The sequence below is a fragment of the Bacillus sp. UNC438CL73TsuS30 genome (genome assembly GCF_000482325.1).
In the GTDB taxonomy this organism is placed as follows: domain Bacteria; phylum Bacillota; class Bacilli; order Bacillales; family Cytobacillaceae; genus Neobacillus.
This window is the reverse complement of the sequence record NZ_KI535295.1, coordinates 1,149,783-1,168,356: the sequence shown is the minus strand read 5'-3', so window position 1 is coordinate 1,168,356 and position 18,574 is coordinate 1,149,783. Positions and strand designations below refer to the sequence as shown.

19 protein-coding genes are annotated in these 18,574 nt (G+C 40.2%); 11 read left to right on the top strand and 8 right to left on the bottom strand.

Annotated elements, in window-relative coordinates; genetic code table 11:
* The first annotated feature begins 96 nt into the window (after positions 1-96).
* The 3 genes from M028_RS0119575 to M028_RS0119565 all read left to right on the top strand — a co-directional run bounded on the left by M028_RS0119575 (position 97) and on the right by M028_RS0119565 (position 2,461).
* Positions 97-384: a hypothetical protein gene (locus M028_RS0119575; protein WP_026575387.1), complete on the top strand. Its 288-nt coding sequence runs from the start codon at positions 97-99 to the stop codon at positions 382-384.
* Positions 385-705: 321 nt separating this feature from the next.
* Positions 706-1,443 (top strand): metallophosphoesterase family protein, encoded by a 738-nt coding sequence (locus M028_RS0119570; protein ID WP_026575386.1) that lies wholly within the window; start codon positions 706-708, stop codon positions 1,441-1,443.
* A 118-nt stretch (positions 1,444-1,561) separates the two neighbouring features.
* The gene (locus tag M028_RS0119565) at positions 1,562-2,461 is read left to right on the top strand and encodes a DMT family transporter (protein ID WP_442852791.1); all 900 of its coding nucleotides are present in this window, start codon (positions 1,562-1,564) and stop codon (positions 2,459-2,461) included.
* A gap of 36 nt (positions 2,462-2,497) precedes the next feature.
* On the opposite strand, the gene M028_RS0119560 is transcribed toward M028_RS0119565, so the two are convergent.
* The 3 genes from M028_RS0119560 to M028_RS0119545 form a co-directional block, all read right to left on the bottom strand.
* Positions 2,498-3,871, bottom strand: coding sequence for an MATE family efflux transporter (locus M028_RS0119560; protein WP_026575384.1), 1,374 nt, complete (start codon positions 3,869-3,871; stop codon positions 2,498-2,500).
* A gap of 122 nt (positions 3,872-3,993) precedes the next feature.
* On the bottom strand, positions 3,994-4,920 hold the full coding sequence (locus M028_RS0119555) for an alpha/beta hydrolase (protein WP_026575383.1): 927 nt from the start codon (positions 4,918-4,920) through the stop codon (positions 3,994-3,996).
* A gap of 267 nt (positions 4,921-5,187) precedes the next feature.
* Entirely contained in the window at positions 5,188-5,430 is a 243-nt protein-coding gene (locus tag M028_RS0119545) for a glutaredoxin family protein (protein ID WP_026575382.1), read from the bottom strand.
* Positions 5,431-5,764: 334 nt separating this feature from the next.
* Here M028_RS0119545 and M028_RS31560 point away from each other — a divergent pair, with 334 nt between their 5' ends.
* The 3 genes from M028_RS31560 to M028_RS0119530 all read left to right on the top strand — a co-directional run bounded on the left by M028_RS31560 (position 5,765) and on the right by M028_RS0119530 (position 7,693).
* On the top strand, positions 5,765-6,172 hold the full coding sequence (locus M028_RS31560) for a hypothetical protein (RefSeq protein WP_051591107.1): 408 nt from the start codon (positions 5,765-5,767) through the stop codon (positions 6,170-6,172).
* Between the two features lie 58 nt (positions 6,173-6,230).
* A complete protein-coding gene (locus tag M028_RS0119535) occupies positions 6,231-7,301 on the top strand; it encodes a glycosyltransferase (RefSeq protein WP_026575381.1) in 1,071 nt (356 codons plus the stop codon).
* 173 nt (positions 7,302-7,474) lie between these two features.
* The gene (locus M028_RS0119530; RefSeq protein ID WP_026575380.1) at positions 7,475-7,693 is read left to right on the top strand and encodes a hypothetical protein; all 219 of its coding nucleotides are present in this window, start codon (positions 7,475-7,477) and stop codon (positions 7,691-7,693) included.
* Between the two features lie 51 nt (positions 7,694-7,744).
* Here M028_RS0119530 and M028_RS0119525 read toward each other — a convergent pair whose 3' ends face one another.
* Positions 7,745-8,371 carry a polysaccharide deacetylase family protein gene (locus M028_RS0119525; protein ID WP_026575379.1) on the bottom strand — a complete coding sequence of 209 codons (627 nt, stop codon included), beginning with the start codon at positions 8,369-8,371 and terminating at the stop codon, positions 7,745-7,747.
* Between the two features lie 200 nt (positions 8,372-8,571).
* Here M028_RS0119525 and M028_RS30455 point away from each other — a divergent pair, with 200 nt between their 5' ends.
* From M028_RS30455 to M028_RS0119505, 4 genes are all read left to right on the top strand, one after another.
* Positions 8,572-9,552: a CgeB family protein gene (locus tag M028_RS30455; protein ID WP_035424388.1), complete on the top strand. Its 981-nt coding sequence runs from the start codon at positions 8,572-8,574 to the stop codon at positions 9,550-9,552.
* Positions 9,553-9,817: 265 nt separating this feature from the next.
* The gene (locus M028_RS0119515) at positions 9,818-10,564 is read left to right on the top strand and encodes a protein-glutamine gamma-glutamyltransferase (protein WP_026575378.1); all 747 of its coding nucleotides are present in this window, start codon (positions 9,818-9,820) and stop codon (positions 10,562-10,564) included.
* Between the two features lie 208 nt (positions 10,565-10,772).
* Positions 10,773-10,922: a hypothetical protein gene (locus M028_RS32910; protein WP_155925660.1), complete on the top strand. Its 150-nt coding sequence runs from the start codon at positions 10,773-10,775 to the stop codon at positions 10,920-10,922.
* Positions 10,923-11,126: 204 nt separating this feature from the next.
* A complete protein-coding gene (locus M028_RS0119505) occupies positions 11,127-11,534 on the top strand; it encodes a hypothetical protein (RefSeq protein WP_026575377.1) in 408 nt (135 codons plus the stop codon).
* A gap of 147 nt (positions 11,535-11,681) precedes the next feature.
* Here the strand turns inward: M028_RS0119505 and argH are convergent, their stop codons facing one another.
* Positions 11,682-13,172: an argininosuccinate lyase gene (gene argH / locus M028_RS0119500; protein WP_026575376.1), complete on the bottom strand. Its 1,491-nt coding sequence runs from the start codon at positions 13,170-13,172 to the stop codon at positions 11,682-11,684.
* Between the two features lie 194 nt (positions 13,173-13,366).
* Between argH and M028_RS0119495 the strand changes: the two genes are divergently transcribed.
* Positions 13,367-14,287, top strand: coding sequence for a DMT family transporter (locus M028_RS0119495; protein ID WP_051591105.1), 921 nt, complete (start codon positions 13,367-13,369; stop codon positions 14,285-14,287).
* Between the two features lie 72 nt (positions 14,288-14,359).
* On the opposite strand, the gene M028_RS0119490 is transcribed toward M028_RS0119495, so the two are convergent.
* From M028_RS0119490 to hutU, 3 genes are all read right to left on the bottom strand, one after another.
* On the bottom strand, positions 14,360-15,352 hold the full coding sequence (locus tag M028_RS0119490) for an agmatinase family protein (RefSeq protein WP_026575374.1): 993 nt from the start codon (positions 15,350-15,352) through the stop codon (positions 14,360-14,362).
* Positions 15,324-16,622 carry an imidazolonepropionase gene (hutI, locus tag M028_RS0119485; RefSeq protein ID WP_026575373.1) on the bottom strand — a complete coding sequence of 433 codons (1,299 nt, stop codon included), beginning with the start codon at positions 16,620-16,622 and terminating at the stop codon, positions 15,324-15,326. Before hutI ends, M028_RS0119490 begins: the two co-directional genes overlap by 29 nt.
* A gap of 158 nt (positions 16,623-16,780) precedes the next feature.
* Entirely contained in the window at positions 16,781-18,445 is a 1,665-nt protein-coding gene (hutU, locus tag M028_RS0119480; RefSeq protein ID WP_026575372.1) for a urocanate hydratase, read from the bottom strand.
* Positions 18,446-18,574 lie beyond the last annotated feature (129 nt).

Genomic DNA, 18,574 nt, shown 5'->3' with positions numbered 1-18,574 from the left:
TTGTCGAATTCAATAGAATCCATTAACCACTATTACTCATACACATTTTTTGTGTATCTGCATTTACTGTAGAGGGGAAAGGAGGAGGTTGATGATATGACTGATTTAAATTTTCATCAAATTGCCCATGAACTATTAAAGAAAGAGGTTGAGGTTGTTACTCTTCAAGGGAATTTTAATGGCCGCTTAAAAACTGTAGGTTCTGATGTAGTGATTTTGCATAGCAGGGGTAGAGGGGTTCCGATGGATTTGGCCATTCGAATTGAGGCAATTGTTGCCATTTTTCGAGTGGAAATGATTCCAAGGGGGCCATTTGGCTTTAATCCAATGGAAGCACAATTGGAACACGATCATGAACATGAACGCCATCATGAGAGTAATTAACATTTAAAATTTCCTATCTTATAGACAGAAGATAGAGCTTGGAAAGACTTCCAAGCTCTTTATTATTTTTCCCTATCCCTATTCTATCTATATCACCTTCCTTTCCCCCGATTGATCCGACAATTCCTTTATCCACTTCATTTTTACGCTAAATTACCGACGACTTTCCATTCGGGTGTTCCCCCATCGCTCGAAGAAATTTGAGAAAGCCTTTAATATTGTCCATCCCACACGGACATTCCCACCGTTTTGTCCACCGATGGTGCCTGTCACCTTTTTAGGTTAGAATAGGTTTATCTTTAAAAGTTGGAGTGTTTAATTATGGATAAGAAAATTGCTATTATCACGGATATTCATGGGAACCAGTCTGCTTTAAAGGCGGTCTTTGATGATATTGATTGCGATCCTCAAATTGAGCATATCTACTGTTTAGGGGATTTAGTCGGTATAGGTTATGAAACCAATGAGGTTCTGGAGTTGCTTGTCTCAAGAAGCGATATTTCCTTTGTCAAGGGGAATCACGATGAAGCCATACTCGATATCATCGCAGGAAGAGAAGTTTATAGCAGAGGGGCAGAAAGAGAACATCATCAATGGCTGGCAGAACGGCTAGAACCAAAATTTATCTCTTTTCTAAAAGGTATTTCAACCACTCTAAAAGCTAATTACAATGAAAAAGAACTGCTTTTTGTACACTATCATCTACAGGAACAAAAGAAATTTTTATCGGTTGATAAGGAACCAACCGATAAAAAACTGGATGAATTTTATCAAAACTCTACAGCAGCTATCGTTTGTTTTGGACACCATCATGTCATCCATCATTTTAAGACAAAGGATCGACTCTATCTAAATCCCGGCGCACTAGGCTGCAATTATAAGCCATATGCACCTTACGCGATTCTTACAATAGCGGAAAGTGGTGCAACAAACGTTTGTTTTAAAGAAGTTCCGTATGATAATGAAGAATTTTTACTTGGCTACAAAAGACTAAATATCCCCGACGCTGAATACATTTTAAAAGTCTTTCATGGGAACCAGCATTTGAAAAATTTATAACTGGAGGGTCTCCCCTCCTCTTTTTTACTCGAAATATTATTGAAGAATAACGTATAACGTTCTATAATTGTTTCTTAATGAACGAGTTCTAATAATTAAGATAGATAAGGGGATAAAAGTGAAACAGTCCAACTCTAGATCCATCGTTTTACCATTAGTATTTTCCATTGTCGCGATTTCGTTTTCCGCTATTTTCGTAAAATGGTCCCATGCTCCCGCAACGATTTTAAGCATGTATCGGATGGGGCTTGCTTGCTTATTACTTGCACCGTTTGCATGGCGGAAGCGGGGAGACTTTGGCAAAATAGCAAGAACAGAATGGTATTTTCTGATTTTTTCAGGTTTATTTTTAGCCCTGCATTATGCGCTTTGGTTTGGGTCCTTAAAGCTGACAACCGTCGCCAGTTCGACGATTATCCTTGCATTACAACCGATTATTGCATTAATTGGCGGCTTTTTTCTTTTTAAAGAAAGAACCACCCTCTCAAGAATTTTAATGATGGGAATTGCCGTAATTGGAGCCATCATGGTGGGCTGGGGAGACTTCGCCTTAAGTCAAAAAGCGATAACCGGTGACTTCCTCTCCTTTCTAAGTGTAATTGCGGTTGTTATGTACCTTTTAATCGGACAAAGAGTCGTTAAAAAGGTCTCCCACTGGATTTATAGCTTTACCGTTTTTGGGATTGCCGCGATTTTTTTAGCATTGTACAACCTTGTATCGGGAATCCCGCTTGGCGGCTACGGTGCACGTGAATGGGGAATCTTTGTTTTACTAGCTGTTATACCAAATCTAGCTAATGTAATTTTCAACTGGCTATTAAACTATGTCAATGCAACCACCATTTCAATGAGCATCTTAGGAGAGCCTGTCGGAGCCACTGCCTTATCCATGTTATTTTTAGGGGAAACTCTTGCTGGCTGGCAGATTTTTGGCGGGGCTCTTGTTCTGTTCGGTGTGTTTTGTTTCTTGATTCAACAGCAAAGACAGAGACCAATCGAACAGAAGGAAGCAGCATAGTAAAAAGCGGTGAAGCAATTTCACCGCTTTTTTACTTTATACTAACTTTTCACGAACCTCGGCACTCGCAAATTTGCGCCTCTGGATATAAATCAAACGCAGTGATAACGCAATTCCCGCCGAAAGAAGCCCTATTGTTAAGCCAATCCAATAACCAGCCGCTCCCATCCCTGTAAAATTCGCCAATCCATACCCGACCGGAAGACAAATGAGCCAGTAAGCAATCAAGGTCATAATAAATGCAAGATTCACATCTTTATAGCCTCTTAACGCTGCCTGTGCCGTTGCCTGTATGGCATCACTCATTTGGAAAAATAAGGCAAAAACAAGAAAGTGGGCGGTTAAATTGATGACGGCCCGTTCATTCGAATAAAATCCCGCAACATCATAGCGGAAAGTTACAACCAATAGCCCTGTAACCAGTGCCATTAAAACAGCTAAAAAAACTCCTAACCAGCTGTAATCCTTCGCATCTTTATTGCGGCCCGAGCCAACCTCGAAACCTACTAAAACGGTTTGCGCCATAGAAATACTGATTGGAATCATATAAAGGAACGAGACGATGTTTAACGCAGATTGGTAGGCAGCGATCGTAGTAACGCTGAACTTACTTAACAAAATCGTTACGACCGCAAACATACTCGTCTCAAAAAAGGTAGACAGCCCCATCGGAACGCCGATTTTTAAAATCTCCCTGCATTCAGACCAAGAGAATTCTTTTAGCTGGTTAAACACTTGATAAGTGGAAAATGGCGCCTGCGTTTTAACAATAAACACCGTCATTGCAGCAATAAACCAATACGTAATCGAGGTTGCATAACCGGCCCCACCTCCCCCAAGCTCTGGAAATCCCCAATACCCAAAAATCAGCACATAATTTAAAAAGAAATTGACAGGTAGGGATAATAGTAGAATAACCATCACAACGCGTGTTTTCCCTAATGCATAAATAAACGACCGTAAAACATTGAAGAGAAAAAGAGGAATAATCCCATAACTTAATCCCACCAAATACTCAAAGGCTGGTTTCCGAACACTCTCTTGCAAATTCATTTGATCGAGAATGCTATCTAAGAAAATGGCACCAAGAATTAGGACTAGCACCCCTATCATTAGAGATAGATAAATACCGTGTTTCACACTCGAGGCTACTTCTTTATTTTTCCTCTCACCATATCTTTGAGCTGCAATCGGCGAGACAGCAAGCAAAATACTGCTTAACCCTGTAAAAATTGGATTCCATATCGAGGAACCAATGGCCACCCCGGCAAGATCGGACGAACTATATTTTCCAGACATAATTGTATTAAAGAACACCATGGAAAACATTCCAAGCTGAGTAATTAAGATTGGAACCAATAAAATAATAATTTGCTTTGTTTTTTCCGTTAAAGTAAAAGTTTGTTTCATGATTGTACCCCTAACTAAGTGCTCTTGCCTATAACTAGGTAATGCATGATTATTTTATCGTTAGTTGGTGGAAAAAAGAAGTAAAAAAATCGCCCTGATCGTAAAGGACGATTTTTAACCCATTATTTATTTAAAAATTCTCCAATCGCCTCATAGGTGTCTGAGATGTCTTCTTTTGAATCGATTAAGCTGAAGAGATTAAAAAATCCATGAATAAGTCCTTTTTCCCTTCGGACTACTGCCGATACCCCATTTTGTTGGAGCTTTGCCCCGTACGACTCCCCTTCATCCCTAAGTGGATCGAACTCGGCGGTAATAATGAACGCAGGCGGCAAACCGCTCAGATCTGGGGCTGTTATCGGTGCAGCAAGGTAATCTTCCGCGTATTCCACGGATTGAACATAAAGCTTGCTGAAAAAGGCCATTGCATCGGTGGTTAAAAAATAACCGCTGCCGTTTTCTATGTAGGAGGCGTATTTTTCAGGCTGATAATGGTCGACGACCGGATAAAGCAACACTTGTTTTGTAATTTCAAGACCATCTTGTTCTTTTGCCATCAGGGCAACGACCGTTGCTAAATTTCCTCCAGCACTGTCGCCCGCTACTGATAGTTTAGTGCGGTCGCCATTCAATCTGACTGCGTTTTGATATACCCATTTGGCTGCAGTGAAGCAATCATTTGGTGCGGCCGGGAATGGGTTTTCCGGAGCTAAGCGGTAATCAACCGAAACAAGAAGATGTTGCGATGCTTTCACAATGCTGCGGCAAACGGCATCATGACTTTCCAAGCCACCGTACACAAAGCCTCCGCCATGGAAATAAACAACAATCGGAAATGGCCCATCCCCTTCCGGTGTGTAAATTCGAATCGGAATGTCACTTTCAGGCCCAGGAATGGTGCGGTCGTATACATTATGAACCTCTTCAACACTTCCAGGAGGGACTGTACTGACGCGGGCACGGATATCTTCAAGTGTCGGCGTATGTCCCTCAGGGTATTTTGGTAATAAGTTTTCGATAAAATACTTCATTTTCGGATTCAAAACCATTCCAAACAACCTCCATTTTCGATAAAAAAACCACTATAAAAATATATTCGTGCTGTCCTGAGCGTAATCCTTTTCTGATATAGATTTTTGATGAAATCATCTCCCTCTTTTGTGTGTTTTCAAAAAGCTAACGGAGAGCATTCTGATTTGTATCACTTTTTGTAAAGAATTTTAAAAAATGAATGTTTATTTGCGAATTTATTTTGATAAAAATAGTGCCGCTGCAAGGCTTTATTTTTTAAAAATAAAGCGCCCTGCCGGCGCTTTTTACATCCCTTTTGCAATCTCAATTAATTCCTTCAATTCATTAGTGAAGCCTTTAACTGCCCGTGTTCCAACGACGGTTACTGGAACACCAAGAAAGCCGTATTTCACCACTTCTTCTTGGAATTTTGCATTGGTTGATATATCCCTAGTTTCAAAAGGAATTCCTTCTTGAGTAAGTACCTGTTTAACCATAGTGCATTCAATACAATCATTGGTTGTATAGACGATGACTTGTTTATTCATTTAATTTTTCTCCCCTTTTTTTAAGATTATATCAATTTTAGAATAATAGATATAAAAACAACCACTTGCGTCCACCCCACACGGACACAATCACCTATTTGTCCACGAACGGTGCCTGTCACCTTATCTTTTGTCCTCCTATGACAATCGCATATTTTGTCTAATTCAGTCAAAACCCAACACCAATCAATGTAGTGGTTAATATCATGGATTTAGGAGGCAAGCTGTTACGAGGAAGATTAAACAAAAATTTATTCTTAATGATATTTTACCTAGAACAACTTGTCCGATAATTTAATAGTTTATATTAATCAACTTCTTGGAGGTGACGAATTTGCCACCAAAGCCACCAAAACGTGGTCCGAAACATCGAATCCGCAAGCATCCGAAACCTCTTCCTCCTAATAAGTTAGGAGGTCTGCAGGGGCCAGGCGGTTTAACAGGTGTTACAGGACTAACTGGATTAACTGGCCTAACTGGACTAACTGGATTAACTGGCCTAACTGGACTAACTGGATTAACTGGCCTAACTGGATTAACAGGGCTTACTGGGTTAACTGGTCTTACAGGATTGACTGGGATTACAGGTATTACAGGTATTACAGGTATTACTGGTACCACAGGCACTACAGGTACTACTGGCACCACTGGAGGGTCTGCACCAGACGATGCTAACGGATCAGTGGATTCCATTCAATGGGTAAGGTCTTTATATAACAAGTATATTGGTCCAGAAAACTAGGATGAATCTACCTGCATTCTTTTAACAAGATGCAGGTAGATTTTTGGAGGTGAAACAAATGATTTCCCTTAGCTTGTGTATGATTGTCAAAGACGAAGAAAAAACACTTGGCCGCTGTTTGGATTCTGTTAAAAATATTGTCGATGAGATCATTATTGTCGATACTGGTTCAAGTGATCAGACAAAAGAGATTGCTAAAAAGTATGGGGCAAAAATCTATCATTTTCAATGGATCGATGATTTTTCTGCAGCACGCAATCATGCTTTTTCTCACGCTCAAATGGAATATATTCTTACCCTTGATGCGGATGATGTTCTAAGTAAGGCAGACTCAGAAAAACTCAAGCAATTAAAAAAATCCATATCACCCGCCATTGATGCTGTTACCATGAAATGTCTTGCCGGCTTTGACGAATCAGGCAATGTTCTTGTGAGTCTAAGGCAGGTCAGGATGGTAAAAAGGGAAAACCAATTTAAATGGCATGGTGCTGTTCATGAATATCTTGAAGTCCAAGGAAATATGCTTCACAGCGAGATCGCTATCACGCATAAAAGGGAACATAACAACAGTGATCGAAATCTGCGAATTTACGAACAGCGGCAAAAAAATGGTGCACTCTTTTCTCCAAGAGATTTGTACTATTTTGCGAATGAACTCTATGATCACCAACAGTACGACAGAGCCATCCACTATTATCAAAAGTTTTTACAATCGGAAAAATGCTGGATTGAGGATGTTATCCAAGCACATGGCCGGATTGCTGAATGCTATGCCGCATTAGGGAAAATGGACAACGCCATTCATAGTGCTTTATACGAATTAAAATTTGGCCCCCCACGGGCCGAATCCTGCTGTCGGTTAGGATTTTTCTTTTTACAACTTAATCGCCCTGAAATTGCCGTCCATTGGTTTCAATTCGCCACTCAATTACCAGCCATCGATACTGGGGGAATTACTAATCATGCCTGTTCTTCCTGGATTCCCCATCTTCAGCTTAGCGTTTGCTACTCCCACTTAGGAGATTATCAAAAGGCTTTAGAGCATATTGAAATTGCAAGAACTACCAATCCAGAGCATGATTTAATCTTAAAAAATGAATCCATTTTGAGAAAATTTATAAAAAAATAAATCCCTAATCAAATGCGAAGTACACGTTGAAATCAGCGTACTTTCTTTATAAATTACCCTTCAATCCCTCCTTCCATCCCGTCTTGTTAAGAACCGAATTGTCCTCATAAAAATTTTTTCAATGGAATAAAAAAAACCTTTTTTCAAAAAATAAGATGAAAGGTGGGATTCTTTTGATATATATTTTGGCTATTATAGCAATAATCATGGTTGTTGGGTTAATTTATACCTTTAAAAGGGGTAAAGCATTCAGCGGTAGTAATAGTGAATATGATGCAGAAATACACGAAAATATTCAAAGGCATCCTATTTTGCTTAATCCTGTTTTTTTAACCTACATCATCGCAATCGCAGCAATTCTTGTGTATATCATTTATCTTGCTTTTTCTTGATTGAAAAATGGCTGGAGCAGAAGCTCTTAGCCATTTTTTGTTCAAGGATATTCAATACTTTTTGGAAGAACCTAGTTCTAAATGATAAACCTTTCTAAAATATTCTGGTATGGTCAAAAATTCGTAATCATATTTTTTGAGATATTCGATGATTTTCGGCAGTGCTTCGACGGTCTTTTCTCTTCGCCCACCCCCATCGTGCATCAGAATAATATGATCCCGCTGAATTTGCCGTGATACACGCTCCTCAATTGGCTCCTGTATGGAAAGATTCCAATCCATTGTATCTAAATCCCAAAGAACCGGCTGAAGCCCTAATTCCAAGATGAGTTGTCCAGACTCTTCACTAATTTCTCCATATGGGGGCCGAAAGATTTGTACTTCCTGGTTCGTGATTTTTTTAATTACTTGGTTCGTGCTTTCAATCTCTTCCGTTAACATCTTATGACTTAGTTTCGTAATATCCGGATGATTCCAAGTATGATTACCAAGTACATTTCCATTCGAAATCAATTGTTTTAGGATTTTCTGCTGACCTTGTGTAACATTCTTTCCAATAATAAAAAAAGTTGCTTTTACTCGATAATATTTTAGGATTCGTAGAATATGAGGAGTATATTCCGATGGCCCATCATCAAATGTTAATGCGACATATCGTTTTTTACTTGTTTGTTCGATTATATTTCCCTCCTCTTTTTAGGGTTGATGAAAATGGAAGGTTGAACCGCATCGATTCTCCCTTCGTCATGATTACTATATGTTAACGGTCAGAATTTGTTTGGTGGATTTCACCCATTCCTTAAAACTTTCCACTAATGCCGTCCCCCTGTTTGTCCAAGATACATATAATGATAGAAAAATAAGGCGGTGTAACGGACTTGAGAATTCTTTTTATAGATAGTAATGAATTATTAATGTATGGGTTGGCAAATGGGTTTAAAGAAGCGGGGCATAAAGTATTGGTTTCTGGAAAAATAAGTGAGAATACCATTCCTAAATTAATCTCACGCTTTAAACCGGATCTTATTTTTTCTGAAGGATGGGGAGAGGAAAATGATAATGTTTGGAAGCAGGATTTGATCGCAAAACAAATAAAGGCTTCCGGTATCCCCCATATTTACTGGGCGGTGGAGGATCCCCATTTTACACTAGATTTTTCCTTACCACTTATTTTACGAATGAAACCGGACTTTGTATTTACATTAAGTGAGCCACTAGTAAACTTTTATAAAAAGCTAGGAATTCGCGCTGGACATTTAGATTTTGGCTACGAACCTAGCATCCATTATCCTACTTCCAAATATGATACTAAATATTCGATTGCTGTTGTTGCAAATGCTTACCCTGAGGTATTGACACAATCCCCTCAACACTTTCGAAACCAATCACTTACAACTCTCATCAAACCGTTATTGGAGGAAAATATTCGGATTGACTTCTGGGGGAAAGATTGGGATAAAATGGGTGATATTCTTGGAGTTCGCATACCAAAGGATTGGATTCATGGGTATTTACCATATAAGGACGCTTATAAGGTGTATAATTCTGCCCAAATAATTATTGGGCCACAAAACTATAAATCACAGGTAACGCAAAGAACCTATGAAATTTTAGCATCCGGAGGATTTTTTCTCACCTCGGATACCGATGGTGTCAGAGAATTATTTACCCCGGGAGAAGACCTGATCGTATCTTCAAGTCCAGAACAAACACTTGAATTAGTCCGATACTATTTAAAACACCCGGAAGAATGTAAGGCCATCAGCGAGAACGCCCTTAAAACTGTCTCCCCACACTCTTATAAGAACCGCGCAAAACAAGCCATCAAAACCCTCAAAAATGAGTACATTATAAAATGAGGGTGACAAATAAGAAGTCATTTACGGTGACCATTTTCGGTGACAGGCACCGCCCGTGGACAAACCATCAATTTTGTCCACTCCATAAGGACAAAAAAATTCAAAGAGGCAGGTCCTAGAAAATGTCCACATCAGGTGGACATTTTTCGCGATTTGTCTTTCTTGGGTGACAGGCACCATATGAGTGATTTCACATAGATGCACGAATCCCGTTTAAGTTTCATATGTTTTAGGAAGGGAGGATGTGTGAGGCGGTGGTTGTTTTATGATAATGATAAATGGGCAGATTGTTAAGTCTGAGGATCTTAACAAATTGATTAAGGATAAGGAACAGCGGGCCATTGTTAAACATATGGCAGCGTTATCGGTGACCTACGAGTATCAATCGTTAGATGAATTGAAATTTGAGCTGCAGTATAGGGAAAACACAATGAAAGCAGCAACCCAGATGAATAAAAGCGGAGTAAAGTTTACCACCTTCACTTATTCCTTTCCGAATAAAAAGTATTGGCAGCGTTTGCCGAATGGTGGATTTTTGTTAAAGAGCGGCACAGCACCATCTACTGCTATACTTGATATTTTGAAAAATGGGAAGCTCTATGCCTTTGAGTGCTCAACTGCGATTGCAATCGTACTCTATATTGCCACCCTCTATACGATTGGACCAGAGTTATTTAATCTTTATTTTAAAAGGTTATATTTATTCGATTGGCAATTTGATGAAGACCTCCCCGTCTTTCCAAAAGACGGAGATGACTTTATTCCTGGTGATGTTCTTCACTTCAATAATCCGGATTTCGATCCAAAGCAGCCCCACTGGCGGGCTGAAAACGTAATTTATTTTGGCAATGACAAGTATTATGGCCATGGTGTCGGTATTCGAAATGCCAGCACAATTATCAAGTTCTTAAACTCAAAAAGAAAAAAGGAACCGACGGAATCTGCTTACCTCATGCGGCAGATAACACGGCCTGTTTACCGGTCGCTATTTTTATTAACATTTCAAAATTAAGTTCATAAAACTGGAATGGCTAATTTAGATGGCCATTCCCTATTTATTTTTCACTATTTCCCTGGCTGGCTGACTAATTTCAAAAATGGACAACCCCTATTTTCCAAACTTGTGACATTCGTCCATGCTTGTCCATTATTCTAGCATAATATATTTTCGTAAGGGGCCGCTTACAATACCTTCATTTCGAGAAAGGGGGGAATCATTAATGACATCACCACTTTCCAATCTTCTAGTTTGCTTAGGAGTACTACTTGTAATCATTTTATTAGCTCTAGCACTTTTTGTCGGCGGAATTTTAGGAGTTGATACAAGTTCATTTGCAGGTGCATTTAATGCAATCGCTGCACAATGCTAATCGAATTCTAACAGGTTACACACGATAAGTTTTTTAAAGTATATGAATGAGAACTTAGAAGATTACTTTAAATAATCTTCTAAGTTCCTTTTAATGTTTGGAATAAGAGGATTCCAAGTATTTTATTTTTCTACTAAATGACAACTACTTTCAGGGTTCACTTCAAAACGTGTAAAAACATATTTAGAATAGGGTGACAAAATAATGAGTGAAAATCAAAACAAAAAAAACAAATCTATATTGGGAGACAATCTTGATCTAGGGGGCTTATTTAATACTACTTTACAATCAGACAGTAACAATGATGCCTTAATGAATTTGGCTGGGAGCTTAATGCAAAATCCAAATACAATGAATTCGCTAATGAAGGTAGCTAGCAGTTTGTTTACAAATGATGCAGTTGCAAATTCAGTCAATGATACGAGTAAACCGAAGTTAGATGATTCAGCTCCAAGCCTAGATAAAACCGAACTTAGTGTAATCACTACACAACTTGAAAAACTTTCCAATGAATTAGCAGAATTAAAAGCCCAATTAAATGAGTATAAAGAACACAATAAAATGTTAATTGAATATATACTAAAGTCGGATAAGAATTCAAAAAAGAAATGATTTCATAACTAAACCTTGAGAAATCAAGGTTTTTCATTTTAAAAAAGGCGCAGCATGAAGCTACCCCTTAAATCGTAGTATAAATCATTTATTATTTTCCAGGAGGTTATTTCTCTAGGATAGTAACAAATTATTTTATCTGAGATTTCAGAAGAAATATTCCCGCAGGCGCTTTCTTTTTCCGTCCATTTTACGGACAATATTGCTGAATTTTTCCGTAACATCCTTTAGGCGGTCCTTTCTGAGTTCTATCATTCTCTTCACCTCGTTTGGACTAGGCCCTCCGCTAATGCTTCTGATTTTTACAAAATAAACTGGAGAAATAATATTATTCCATACTTTCTCTGTAAGCTTCACCTCTACGTATTTTTGGATCATCGCATTTACTTCTTCTAAATCCCAATCCGACAATTCCTTCTGCTCCTCGGTTGTTTTTTTCGAAATACTGCTAGCAATTTCATGCGCCTGCCGAAATCCAACCCCGTAATCTCTAGCAAGGGTATCAGCCAATTCCGTAATGGTAATGCATGATTTTTGCGCCATATCCTTGGTATGATCTTTATTTACCTGAAGGGTAGCAATTACAGCATACATCAACTTCATAACACGATTTGCCTGGTTAAAAGACCGGTAAAGATGCGGCTGTAAATCGTCCTCGGTATCCACGATATCCCCAAATGGTGTATTGTGAATCATATTCATGACCGCCTGTGCCTCGCTAAAAGCACTGCTCGCAAGTGACCGTGAATGCTCAATCGAAACCGGATTTCGCTTTTGCGGCATAATACTGCTGACCTGCACATAAGGGTCAGAAACCGTAAACGTTCCAAACTCTCTCGTCACCTGTAGGAGAAAATCCTGGATCCAGCGTCCTGTATTCACCATGCAAGTCATCAATGCCGACGCTGTTTCTAGAAGATAATCCGCACCTGCTATCGAATCATATGAATTTTCTACAAGCCGATCAAACCCCAGCAGCTCACAGGTCCGGACCCGGCTGATTGGAAACCCAGTAGTTGTCATCGCCGCTGCCCCAAGCGGAGATTGGTTGACCGTTTCATAGGCAGACCAAAAGCGATTGATATCCCGTTGCAGTACATCATAAATAGCTAGAAAATAGTGACCGAGCGTAGTCGGTTGTGCTGGCTGCGTGTGGGTATAACCCGTTATATAGGTTTCCGCATGTTCTTCTGCCTGTTCCAAGAGAATTTCACTTAAGTTATAGCAGGAGTTGAACAACTTTAAGAAATGCTCCCTTAGTACCAAGCGATACATAGCCACTCCCATATCATTCCGGCTCCGGCCAAGGTGGATTTTTCCAGCTAGTTCGGGGCCGATTTCCTCCGATATTTTCGCCTCCATCATGAAAAATAAATCTTCATATTGAGGCTGATAGGTTAATTGAGCTGCATCCGTTTTGGCGACTTTATTTGTTCCCTCTAACATCGTTATGGCTTCCTCACCACTGATGATTTGCTGTTCCTTCAACATAATAATATGAGCACGGTGAATATCAAACATCGCCTCAAATAAATAATCCCTTTGATCATTAAAGACTGGGATAAGCAGTTCCTCCGCATAAGTCTTTCCTGGAAAAACCAATCCTTCCTTATTAAAAAAATCCTTTCGTTTACTCATGTTTTTCAACTCCAAATTAGCGTACATTTGATTAAAATTCTTCTACTAACATTTTTATGTAAAAAATAAAGATATGCCCGTTTCCTTTTAGAAGAAAAGTTTCTAAAAAATCTTATTTAGCTTCCCGAAATACCGTGTTATAATGGATAACAGTTTAAAATCCAACTACAGTGGAAAGGTATGTGTTCACCATCATGTCGATGCTTAAATCTAGAGCATTAATCAGCCTATTTCTTGTGTCCATTTTATGGGGATGTAATTATCCGGTTAGTGCATACTTGCTTCAAGGCTTTTCGCCTGTTTTTTTATCAACGGTTCGGATTTGTTTTACCTCTTTATTTTTAATCATTGTTGCGCTCATTCATAAGGGAATAAGAAAACCGACTGGATCCGAGTGGAAATCCCTCTTAGGCGTCGGAATATTTGGAACACTTTTAAACCAAACCTTTTATTTCACAGGACTCCATCACACAACACCTGCTAATGCCTCGTTAATCATTGCGTTGGCGCCAATTGCTACCATTCTGTTGGAGCGAATTATCTTTAAAGTGAGGTTGACATTAAAAAAATCACTAGGGGCATTGATCAGTTTAATCGGTGTATTTTCGATTATTGGTGTTGCTGGCGGCTCGTTGGGGATTTCATTTGGAGATTTAAATATTTTTGTTGCCATGCTTTGTTTGTCTATTAGTCTCTTATATATTCGACGGTTATCTAAAACCTTAAATTCTTATATCGTTACGGTTTATGCCACTGTGCTTGGCAGTGTCCTCATGATACCGGCCGCGGGTGTGGAAAACCTTGTCAGCGGATCTGTGATCAGTCATTCACCTATTTTGTGGATTTTATTAATTTGTGCCGGGGTGATCGCCCAAGGTATAGCGGGATTTTGGTGGAATGGCGGTGTAGCAAAGGTAGGTGCTGGAACGGCCTCGATGTTCATGAATATCCAGCCGTTTGTCGCGATTATCGCTTCCCATTTTATTCTTGGTGACCGGATTCTCCCAGCGCAAATTTTCGGAGGTATCCTAGTCTTACTCGGCGTCTTTATCGCCAACATGCCTTCACAGGCAGTCAAACCAGTCGTTCTCCACCAGCCAAATAAAACAATATAAACGAAAAAATGTCCACCCTAGGTGGACATTTTTTGCTATTTGTCTTTCAACGGTGTCAGGCACTTTAATGAATTAGCGCAGCATAACTCCACTTACAAAGGTGAGGAATACGTGTGTGCCCATTTTTACGGTTTGTTGGACGGAAGAATCTTTTAATGGGTCAAGGCAGACGATGTCCATAGCTTTAACTTTAGGATGTTTCCCTGCTGCCAGAACGCCTTCAAGTAATTCTGCTGAAGTCAGCCCGCCTGGTGTCGATGCCGGTACCCCTGGTGCATACGCAACATCCAAGCAATCCATGTCAACGGTTAAGTAAATGGTATCCACCTTCGCCGCAAGTTCCTCTAAGCATGCTAAAACTGTTGCTTCAAAGCCCTTTTTCCGTGCATTGCGAAGGGTGATATAGTTCACGCCATGAGCATCAGCGTACTCTTTTAAATCTTTTGTATTAAAAAATCCGTGCAATCCGATGTTGTACATATCCGATCCGTTCACAACACCGCTCTCAATCAAATTACGCATTGGTGTTCCGTTAGATGGACCATTATCACTCATATCCCGTAAATCAAAATGGGTATCAAATTGCAAGATCCCAATACGTTCTCCCGGTTTAGCCTTATGCAGTCCCTTCACCATCATCGCCGTAATCGAATGATCCCCGCCAATCGAACATACCTTTGAATGACCAAAATGTGTATGAAGCGCTTCTGAAGCCTCAATGATATTATCATGGCAACGGCGAATATCGGTGACGTGCATTGGGACGTCCCCCACGTCCAGTGCTGTCATTTCCGCCAAATCAATATCTTCATCAAGATTATATGTTGTAAAGCCCTTCCACGCACGACGGAAAGCATCCGGGAATTCAGATGCCCCCGAAGCACTGATTGAAGAACGTGACAATGGCACCCCAACCACTACCACTTCAGCGGACTTACACTTTTCAGGATCATCCTCCGAAGTCAACGGCTGAATCCACTCATGAACCTTCTCTGGAGCACGCCCCTCTGGTTTTACCCATGTAAAACTATGTGGGTTAATTTTTGGATACAAGAAGCTTCTCATTCAACTGACCTCCCTTGACAACCACTGCACCATTTTTCACAACAGTATCTACGTGGTTTACACCATAGGAGTATTGAAGCTTCATATAGTTTGGAACATTAAAAATCGTTACATCGCCTTTTTTGCCGACTTCCAAGCTTCCGATTTCGGTCGCACGATTAACCGCATGTGCTGCATTAATCGTCGTTGCGGCAAGAACTTCAGCAGGAGTCATGCCCATTTTCAGGCAACCTAAACTCATAATGAATGGAAGTGAAACTGTTGGCGATGAACCTGGATTACAGTCGGTTGATAATGCAACCGGCACACCTAAATCAATCATTTTACGGCCATTTGCAGACTCAGCCATTAAAAAGTAAGCAGTTCCTGGAAGCAATACCCCGACAACGCCTTTTTCAGCCATTGCCTTCATACCTTTTTCAGAAGCCTTCAATAAATGGTCAGCTGAAACTGCTCCAACTTCTGCCGCAAGTTCTGCGCCTTCATATGGCTCAATTTCATCCGCGTGAATTTTTGCCAATAATCCGTGTTTCTTCCCTGCTTCAAGAATTCTCCGTGATTGCTCAGGTGTAAATACTCCAAACTCACAGAAAACATCATTAAATTCCGCAAGCCCAAGCTCCGCCACTTTTGGAATCATTTCGTTGATCAATAAATCAATGAATTCTTCCGGATTTTCCTTATATTCTTTCGGCACAGCATGTGCACCCATAAATGTAGAAACAAGATCGATTACATGCTTTTCGTTCAATTCTTTCGCTACTTCAAGCTGTTTTAATTCAGTTGCCCACTCCATACCGTAGCCGCTTTTTGCCTCGACTGTTGTAACGCCGTGACGCAAAAACTGGTTCAAACGCTCATAGCTCTCTGCAAAAAGCTGTTCATGGCTAGCCGCCTGCGTTGCGCGTGTTGTCGCATGAATCCCGCCTCCGGCATTCATGATGTCCATATAGCTAGCCCCTTGAAGCCGCATATTAAACTCGTTTTCACGGCTTCCGGCAAACACAACATGTGTATGCGGATCAACTAAACCAGGTGTTACAAGCTTGCCTGTCGCATCGACAACTTCTGCATCAGCTAAACGTGAAGCATACTTAGCCTTTAATTCTGCATCCGTACCAACCGCTTGAATAACACCGTCTTCAATCCAAACGCTGCCGTTTTCAATAATTTTAAGCTCAGACATCGAATCCTTAACAAGGGGAGCCTTTGAGCTCCCCTGTAAGGTAACGAGCTGAGAAGCATTTCTGATAAAAAGTGCTTTACTCATTCGTTTTCAATTCCTTTCGGTCAGGTCTTAGTCTTGTTTTGTCCAGCTCCAGCGCCTAGCCCCGATAGTCTAGCCAATCCGTCAAGAAGGTTAAAGAACAACCTTCTCGCCGGCTCGTCTTATGCTGGTCGTGGCTGACCAAGGCGCTTCCGCTTTTCTTATTTTAACATTGGCATTTTGATGCCTTTTTCTTTTGCAGTTTTGATTGCAATTTCATAACCTGCATCAGCGTGACGAACCACACCCATACCAGGGTCAGTTGTTAATACGCGCTCTAAACGTGCTTCTGCTTCTTTTGTACCGTCAGCAACGATAACCATACCAGAGTGTTGTGAATATCCCATACCTACGCCGCCGCCATGGTGTAAGGAAATCCAGCTTGCCCCGCCAACTGCGTTGATCATGGCATTAAGGATTGGCCAGTCAGATACTGCATCAGAACCGTCCATCATGCTTTCAGTTTCACGGTTTGGAGATGCAACGGAACCAGCATCTAAGTGGTCACGACCGATAACGATTGGAGCTGAAACTTCACCGGATGCAACCATGTCGTTAATGATTTTACCAAAGCGTGCTCTTTCGCCATAACCAAGCCAGCAAATACGTGCAGGAAGTCCTTGGAACGCAATTCTTTCCTGTGCCATCTTAACCCATTTGCAAAGGTGCTCATCATCTTTGTAAACACGAAGTAATGCTTCGTCAATTTTTCGGATATCTTCTGGATCTCCAGATAATGCTGCCCAGCGGAAAGGTCCTTTACCTTCACAGAACAATGGACGGATGTACGCTGGAACGAATCCAGGGAAATCAAATGCATTTTCAACGCCTTCATCTTTTGCCACTTGACGGATGTTGTTACCGTAGTCAAATGTAACAGCGCCTTTTTGTTGCATTTCTAACATTGCTTTTACATGTGTTGCCATGCTTTGTTTTGAAAGCTTCACATATAATGTTGGATCTTCTTTTCTTAATTTATCAGCTTCTTCTAAAGAATAGCCAACTGGTACATATCCGTTAAGTGGATCGTGTGCAGAAGTTTGGTCTGTTAATACATCTGGGTTAAAGCCTTTTTCAATCATTAATGGTAAAATTTCTGCTGCGTTGCCAATAAGCCCGATTGAAAGCCCTTTTCCTTCTTTCTTTGCTTCAAACGCTAATTTCAATGCTTCATCAAGGTCATTTGTTTTTACATCTAGGTATCTAGTTTCAATACGACGATCAATTCTCCACTCATCGACATCGATGCCGATACATACGCCGTCATTCATTGTTACTGCAAGTGGCTGCGCTCCACCCATACCGCCTAGGCCAGCTGTTAAAGTGATCGTATGTTTTAATGAACCGCCGAACTCTTGACGAGCAAGCTCTGCAAATGTTTCATAAGTTCCTTGAACAATTCCTTGGCTTCCGATGTAGATCCAGCTTCCTGCTGTCATTTGTCCGTACATCATCAAACCTTTTTTATCAAGCTCATGGAAGTGCTCCCAGTTTGCCCATGCAGGTACAAGGTTTGAGTTTGCAAGCAATACGCGCGGTGCATCTTTGTGCGATTTCCAAACAACTACCGGCTTACCAGATTGAACTAACATGGTTTCATCATCTTCAAGCTCTAAAAGCGTTTTCACAATTGCATCAAAAGATTCCCAGTTACGAGCTGCTTTACCAATTCCACCATATACAACAAGATCTTCTGGTCTTTCTGCTACTTCTTGATCTAAGTTATTATATAACATACGTAGTGCTGCTTCTTGGATCCAGCCCTTTGCATGTAGTTCAGTGCCTTTATAATTTTTGATTACTCTTTTTTCAGATGTTTTTGTCATTATTTACACCCCTTAGTTAATGTTTAACTCTGATTTCATTATAAAAAGATAATCTTCTGAAAAATACGAATAAAACATTAGAAAAAGGATAATATTTTTTAAAAATTAGGTCGTTTACATAAAAATTCT

Coding starts and splice junctions, on each gene's coding strand:
- hutU (WP_026575372.1), bottom strand. CDS start 18,445: ATGACAAAAACATCTGAAAAAAGAGTAATCAAAAATTATAAAGGCACT.
- M028_RS0119555 (WP_026575383.1), bottom strand. CDS start 4,920: ATGGTTTTGAATCCGAAAATGAAGTATTTTATCGAAAACTTATTACCA.
- M028_RS0119560 (WP_026575384.1), bottom strand. CDS start 3,871: ATGAAACAAACTTTTACTTTAACGGAAAAAACAAAGCAAATTATTATT.
- M028_RS0119515 (WP_026575378.1), top strand. CDS start 9,818: ATGATAATGATAAATGGGCAGATTGTTAAGTCTGAGGATCTTAACAAA.
- M028_RS0119505 (WP_026575377.1), top strand. CDS start 11,127: ATGAGTGAAAATCAAAACAAAAAAAACAAATCTATATTGGGAGACAAT.
- hutI (WP_026575373.1), bottom strand. CDS start 16,622: ATGAGTAAAGCACTTTTTATCAGAAATGCTTCTCAGCTCGTTACCTTA.
- argH (WP_026575376.1), bottom strand. CDS start 13,172: ATGAGTAAACGAAAGGATTTTTTTAATAAGGAAGGATTGGTTTTTCCA.
- M028_RS0119490 (WP_026575374.1), bottom strand. CDS start 15,352: ATGAGAAGCTTCTTGTATCCAAAAATTAACCCACATAGTTTTACATGG.
- M028_RS0119570 (WP_026575386.1), top strand. CDS start 706: ATGGATAAGAAAATTGCTATTATCACGGATATTCATGGGAACCAGTCT.
- M028_RS32910 (WP_155925660.1), top strand. CDS start 10,773: ATGACATCACCACTTTCCAATCTTCTAGTTTGCTTAGGAGTACTACTT.
- M028_RS0119535 (WP_026575381.1), top strand. CDS start 6,231: ATGATTTCCCTTAGCTTGTGTATGATTGTCAAAGACGAAGAAAAAACA.
- M028_RS0119545 (WP_026575382.1), bottom strand. CDS start 5,430: ATGAATAAACAAGTCATCGTCTATACAACCAATGATTGTATTGAATGC.
- M028_RS0119495 (WP_051591105.1), top strand. CDS start 13,367: ATGTCGATGCTTAAATCTAGAGCATTAATCAGCCTATTTCTTGTGTCC.
- M028_RS0119575 (WP_026575387.1), top strand. CDS start 97: ATGACTGATTTAAATTTTCATCAAATTGCCCATGAACTATTAAAGAAA.